Origin of the sequence: Streptomyces niveiscabiei (assembly GCF_001419795.1) — a bacterium.
Taxonomy (GTDB): domain Bacteria; phylum Actinomycetota; class Actinomycetes; order Streptomycetales; family Streptomycetaceae; genus Streptomyces; species Streptomyces niveiscabiei.
In genome coordinates, this window is record NZ_LIRL01001101.1 from 1 (window position 1) to 5,711 (window position 5,711).

Here is a 5,711-nt window from a genome sequence, read left to right on the forward strand (position 1 = left end):
GGGCGGTTCGGCAGGGGCCGGAGCCCGCCGCACCGGCCCCTGCCGAACCGCCCCGCACCGCAGCCTCGTCGCTCACCGCCCCCGCACCTCCTCCGCCATCTTCAGCGCCTCGCCCGCCATCACGGCGGTCGCCTCGTCGTCGGTCATCATCAGCGGCACGGCCCGGCACCGGATCCCGGCGGCCTCCACGCGCGCGACGGCGTCCGTGTCGGCCGTGTCGACGAGCCACCCGCCGAGCAGCCCGGACCCGTAGTGCTCGGCGACGGCGGCGGCCGTCGACTCGACCCCCACCGCGGCGAGCACCTTGTCGGCCATCCCGCGCACGGGCGCGTCCCCGACGATGGGGGAGAGCCCGACGACGGGTACGCCCGCGTCGGCGACGGCCTCGCGGATGCCCGGCACGGAGAGGATCGTCCCGATCGAGACGACGGGGTTGGACGGCGGGAAGAGGATCACGTCGGCCGAGGCGATCGCCTCCAGCACCCCCGGCGCCGGCTTCGCCTGCTCCGCCCCGACGGGGACGACGGCCTGCGCGGGCACGGACGCCCGCAGCCGCACCCAGTACTCCTGGAAGTGGATCGCCTTGCGCTCCCCGTCGACCTCGACGGCGACGTGCGTCTCGACCCGGTCGTCGGTCATCGGCAGCAGCCGCACCCCCGGCTGCCACCGGTCGCACAGCGCCTCGGTCACCGCGCTGAGCGGATACCCGGCGCCGATCATCTGCGTCCGCACGATGTGCGTCGCGAAGTCCCGGTCGCCGAGCCCGAACCACTCGGGCCCGACGCCGTACGCGGCGAGCTCCTCCTTGACCCGGAAGGACTCGTCGGCCCGCCCCCAGCCCCGCTCCTCGTCGATGCCCCCGCCGAGCGTGTACATCACCGTGTCGAGGTCCGGGCAGATCTTCAGCCCGAACAGGTGAATGTCGTCCCCCGTGTTGCCGATCACGGTGATGTCCGCGTCCGGCACGGCCTTCTTCAGACCGCGCAGGAAGCGTGCCCCGCCGATACCGCCTGCCAGAACCACAATGCGCATGGGAGTCAGTCTCGCAGGCCCCTGTGACAACGCGGCGGCCCGCTGCCGCAGAGCAGCCACAGTGCCGCCTCAGACGTTCGCCGCGCGGCTCTCCTCGCGCCCGGCGCACGCCTGCGCGCTCGCGTGCATCGGCATCTCGGTGAGGCCCGGGTAATAGACGTGCAGGCTGACCGCGGGCTCCAGGGTGTCGTTCACCACGTCGTGCGCGTACCCCGGCGCGAACACCCGCTGCGCGCCCCCGGAAAGCTTCCGCACCCCCCGCTCGGTGCGCTCGGTGAGCGTCCCGTCGAGAACGGTCATGACCCCGGACGAGCGCCCGTGGTCGTGCAGCCCGGTGCCCTGCCCGGGCAGCCAGGACAGGAGCCACACCTCGTACCCGGGGCCGGTGCGCAGCCGGTGGTACCAGCGGGTGGTGGCGTCGTACTCGACGAGGTGCTCCCACTGGGAGCGGTCTCGGGCGATGTCCCGCGCGAGGCCGACGAACTCGGCGACGGTGGCGGGGTGTTCGCGCGGGGGCTGGAGCAGGTGGAGGACTTCGAGGATGTCGCCGGCGATCTGGAGGTCGTTGTCGCTGTTCATGGGGTGCGGTGGTTCCTCGGCGGGAGTTGCGGTGCGGGGGGCTGGGTGTCGCGTACCGGCCACCCGGGTCACGGGTGGCGCAGGTGCCCTGGTGCGGGCGGGGGGGAACAGACAGCCGAGTCGCGGTGGACTCAGAGGGACAGCCGGAGCGCGGTGGGGCTCAACAGCTGGGACAGCAACAACAGCCACGGCGAGCGCGGGCAGCACCGAGGGACCCGGCGGTGCGGGTCGAGGTGATGGCCAAGTTCGCGAGCATGCCCACTAGGACAGCGGTTCACACCCCCGGTGTCAACTCGACCCCCGGCGGGTGGGACACGATTCACCCCATCCGGTATGTCTAGGAGACGAAAGGTTTGTTCACGCGCTCACCGGGACACATGGCGCACAACCGGGCGCGTGACCCGCGTGTCGGAACGAGAACGCAGTTGATGGCGTCCTTTCCCGTACAGGCCGTCAGGTCCCGTCTGCATGTCAAGGTTTATGGCGATTTGAACACTTTCCGCGCCGCCTTGGTTCCGCAGAGTGAATAAGGGGCCCAATAGCAGATCTCGGCTTGACTCGCCCGGAGCAGCACACTTGTAATTTCACTCGTGTCGTTCGGCCGTCACCGCTTGACGGTTGACGGCCCGGCACGGGGACGCGAAAGACAGACGAGGGGCGCACATGACCGAGCTGGTGCAGCAACTGCTGGTCGACGACGCGGACGAGGAACTCGGCTGGCAGGAGCGCGCGCTGTGCGCCCAGACCGATCCCGAGTCCTTCTTCCCCGAGAAGGGCGGCTCCACTCGCGAGGCCAAGAAGGTCTGCCTCGCCTGCGAGGTCCGCTCCGAATGCCTCGAATACGCCCTCGCCAACGACGAGCGCTTCGGCATCTGGGGCGGCCTCTCCGAACGGGAGCGCCGCCGCCTGAAGAAGGCGGCGGTCTGACCCCGGTACGACTGTAGGAAGGGCCTCTGGCCTGGCACGGAACAAGGACGACGGCCCGTCGCCCGTGGGTTATCCACAGGCGGCGGGCCGTGGTCTTGCCCAGCCGATAGTGTGGTCGCTCGTCCGAGACGCCCCACCGTCCTCATGCGGCAGGGGTGTTCACCGCAGTCCATCGAACCGGGGCCCGTACCTCGATGTCCGTGCACAGCCATACGGCAGCCCGCGACGCTGCCACGCCAGAGTTCCCGCGTCACGTGGTGACTGCGGTCCTCGTCGCCCACGACGGCGCCCGCTGGCTGCCCGACGCGCTCGCCGGACTGCTCGGCCAGGAGCGCCCGGTCCAGTCCGTGGTGGCCGCCGACACCGGCAGCGCGGACGACTCCGCCCAGCTGCTCACCGAGGCCCTCGGCGAAGGCCGCGTCCTGCACCTCGCCCGGCGCACCGGCTTCGGCCAGGCCGTCGAGGAGGCCACCCGCACCGCCCCGGTCCTCACCCCGGAGGAACTGCCCTACCTCAAGCGCCCCAGCGGCTGGGACCCCGTCACGCGCACCTGGCGCGACGACGCGTACGACATGCCCGAACTCCCGTACGGCGAACCGGTCCAGTGGCTGTGGCTGCTGCACGACGACAGCGCCCCCGAACCCGACGCGCTCGCCGAGATGCTCCGCGTCGTGGACAACGAACTGGAGCTGGGCCGCGACGACGTGGCGGTCGTCGGCCCCAAACTCCGCGGCTGGTACGACAAACGCCAGCTCCTTGAGGTCGGCGTCACCATCGCCCCCTCCGGCCGCCGCTGGACGGGCCTCGACCGCCGCGAACAGGACCAGGGCCAGCACGACCACGTCCGCCCGGTCCTCGCCGTCTCCACCGCCGGCATGCTCGTGCGCAGGGACGTCTTCGAGGAACTCGGCGGCTTCGACCGCCGCCTGCCCCTCATGCGCGACGACGTCGACCTCTGCTGGCGCGCGACCTCCCTGGGCCACCGCGTCCTGGTCGCCCCCGAAGCCGTCGTCCGGCACGCCGAGGCCGCCTCCCGCGAGCGCCGCACCGTCGACTGCGCGGGCCGCACCGCCGCCTCCCCGCACAAGGTCGACAAGGCCGGCGCCGTCCACACCCTCCTCGTCAACAGCCGTACCGCGGCGCTCCCCTGGGTGCTCTTCCGGATCGTCATCGGGACGGTCCTCAGGACGCTGGCGTACCTCGTCGGCAAGGTCCCCGGGCAGGCCGTCGACGAGATCCGGGGCCTGCTCGGCACCCTGCTGCGGCCCGAGCGGATCATCGCCGGCCGCCGCGCGCGCGGGAAGCCCGTCATCGACAAGGGCGAACTGCGCGCCCTGTTCCCGCCGCCCGGCGCGACCCTGCGGGCCACCGTCGAACAGGCCGCCGGAAGCTTCCTGGACTCCTCCGACACCGACACCGCCCCCGGGCGCCACGGCGGCGGCATCGAGTCGGGACCCGGCGGGGACGACGCCGACTTCCTGGAGATCGAGCAGTTCGCCCGCCTCAAGCGCATCGCCCGCAAACCCGGCCCGGTGCTCTTCGTCGCCCTGCTGCTGATCTCCCTGGCCGCCTGCCGCGCCCTGCTCGGCACCGGCGCGCTCGCGGGCGGCGCCCTGCTGCCCGCCCCCGGTGACGCCTCCGAGCTGTGGAACCGCTACACCGACGCCTGGCACCCCGTCGGCGCGGGCGGCACCCCCGCCGCGCCGCCCTACCTGGCGATCGTCGCCGCGCTCGCCGCCGTCCTGTTCGGCTCGACCGGCCTCGCCGTCACGCTCCTGCTGGTCTGCTCGGTCCCGCTCGCCGGGTTCACCGCCTACTTCGCCTCCCGGCCGCTGGTCACCTCGCGCCTCCTGCGCGCGTGGGCGGCCGTCGTCTACGCCTTCCTGCCCGCCGTCACCGGCGCGCTCGCGGGAGGCCGCCTCGGCACCGCCGTCCTCGCGATCCTGCTCCCGCTGATCGCCCGCGCGGGCATCGCCGCCAGCGGCCTCGCGCACTCCTCGGGCGCGCGCGGCAGCTGGCGGGCCACCTGGGCGTACGCGCTGCTGCTGACCGTCACCACCGCGTTCACGCCGATCGTGTGGCCGATCGCGCTGGTCCTCGGCCTCGCCGTCCTCGCCGTGCGCCGCACCGAACTCGTCGCCTACGGGCCGCGTTTCCTCGCCCAGCTCGGCACCCCCCTGCTGATCCTGGCCCCCTGGTCGCTGTCCCTCCTGCCGGCCGGCTTCTTCCAGGAGGCCGGCCTCGACTTCGGCGCCTCCTCCGCGACCGCCCTCGACCTGCTCGGCGCGAGCCCCGGCGGCCCCGGCACGGTCAGCGGCCTGATGCTCATCGGCGTCGTCCTCGCCGCGCTCGCCGCCCTGCTGCGCTCCGAGCGGCACACCGGCGTCTGGGCGGCCTGGGCGGTCGCCCTGATCGGCCTGGTCTTCGCCGTCCTGGCCAACGGCGACGCGTGGGCGGGCCCCGCCACCCTCGTCTACGGCCTCGCCCTGCTGTGCGCGGCGATGATCGGCGCCGACGGCGCCCGCTCCCGGGTCGCCGAGCAGAGCTTCGGCTGGCGCCAGCCCGTCGCCGCCCTCATCGCGTTCGCCGCAGCGGCGGGCCCGCTGCTCATCGCGGCCGGCTGGATGATCCGGGGCGCCGACGGCCCTCTGGAGCGCCGCGACCCCGTGCAGGTGCCCGCGTTCGTCGCCGAGGAGGCCGGCACCCGCGACCAGGCCCGCACGCTGGTCCTGGACAGCGACTCCGCCGCCCACGTCTCCTACATGCTGGTCCGCGGCTCCGGCACCCGCATGGGCGACGCCGAGACCGCCTCGGCCGACGGCGAGAACAAGCAGCTCGACAAGGTCGTCGCCAACCTCGTCGCGGGCTCCGGCGCCGACCAGACCAGCGAACTCGGCAAGTTCGCGGTGCGCTACGTCCTCGTCCACAAGGGCGCCCCGCGCGAGGTCGCCCGCGTCCTGGACGCCACGCCCGGACTCAGCCGCCTCAGCCAGCAGAACGGCAGCGCCCTGTGGCGCGTGGGCCGCGAGGTCTCGCGCGCGTCGATCGTCGCCGCCGACGGCTCCGGCACGCCCGTCGCGGTCGGCGCCGGGCCCGTCGAGATCCACACGAAGATCGAGGACGGCAAGGAGGGCCGCGTCCTGCGCCTCGCCGACGCCGTCGCCGACGGCTGG

General features: G+C 73.3%; 4 protein-coding genes. 2 read left to right on the top strand and 2 right to left on the bottom strand.

Annotation, left to right across the window (positions count from 1 at the left end):
* Positions 1 to 72 precede the first annotated feature (72 nt).
* Both cofD and AOK24_RS40505 read right to left on the bottom strand, forming a co-directional pair.
* Positions 73 to 1,032 carry a 2-phospho-L-lactate transferase gene (gene cofD, locus AOK24_RS40500; RefSeq protein WP_055724906.1) on the bottom strand — a complete coding sequence of 320 codons (960 nt, stop codon included), beginning with the start codon at positions 1,030 to 1,032 and terminating at the stop codon, positions 73 to 75.
* 69 nt (positions 1,033 to 1,101) lie between these two features.
* On the bottom strand, positions 1,102 to 1,611 hold the full coding sequence (locus tag AOK24_RS40505) for a cysteine dioxygenase (protein WP_055724907.1): 510 nt from the start codon (positions 1,609 to 1,611) through the stop codon (positions 1,102 to 1,104).
* Positions 1,612 to 2,274: 663 nt separating this feature from the next.
* Here AOK24_RS40505 and AOK24_RS40510 point away from each other — a divergent pair.
* Complete coding sequence (locus AOK24_RS40510; protein WP_003975777.1) at positions 2,275 to 2,538, top strand: WhiB family transcriptional regulator; 264 nt, start codon at positions 2,275 to 2,277, stop codon at positions 2,536 to 2,538.
* Positions 2,539 to 2,732: 194 nt separating this feature from the next.
* Positions 2,733 to 5,711 (top strand): glycosyltransferase family 2 protein (locus AOK24_RS40515; RefSeq protein WP_079057247.1); only part of this gene is annotated, 2,979 nt, incomplete at its 3' end.

Bases quoted from the DNA above. Each gene is read 5' to 3' on its own strand.
- cofD (WP_055724906.1), bottom strand. From the start codon at position 1,032: ATGCGCATTGTGGTTCTGGCAGGCGGTATCGGCGGGGCACGCTTCCTG.
- AOK24_RS40505 (WP_055724907.1), bottom strand. From the start codon at position 1,611: ATGAACAGCGACAACGACCTCCAGATCGCCGGCGACATCCTCGAAGTC.
- AOK24_RS40510 (WP_003975777.1), top strand. From the start codon at position 2,275: ATGACCGAGCTGGTGCAGCAACTGCTGGTCGACGACGCGGACGAGGAA.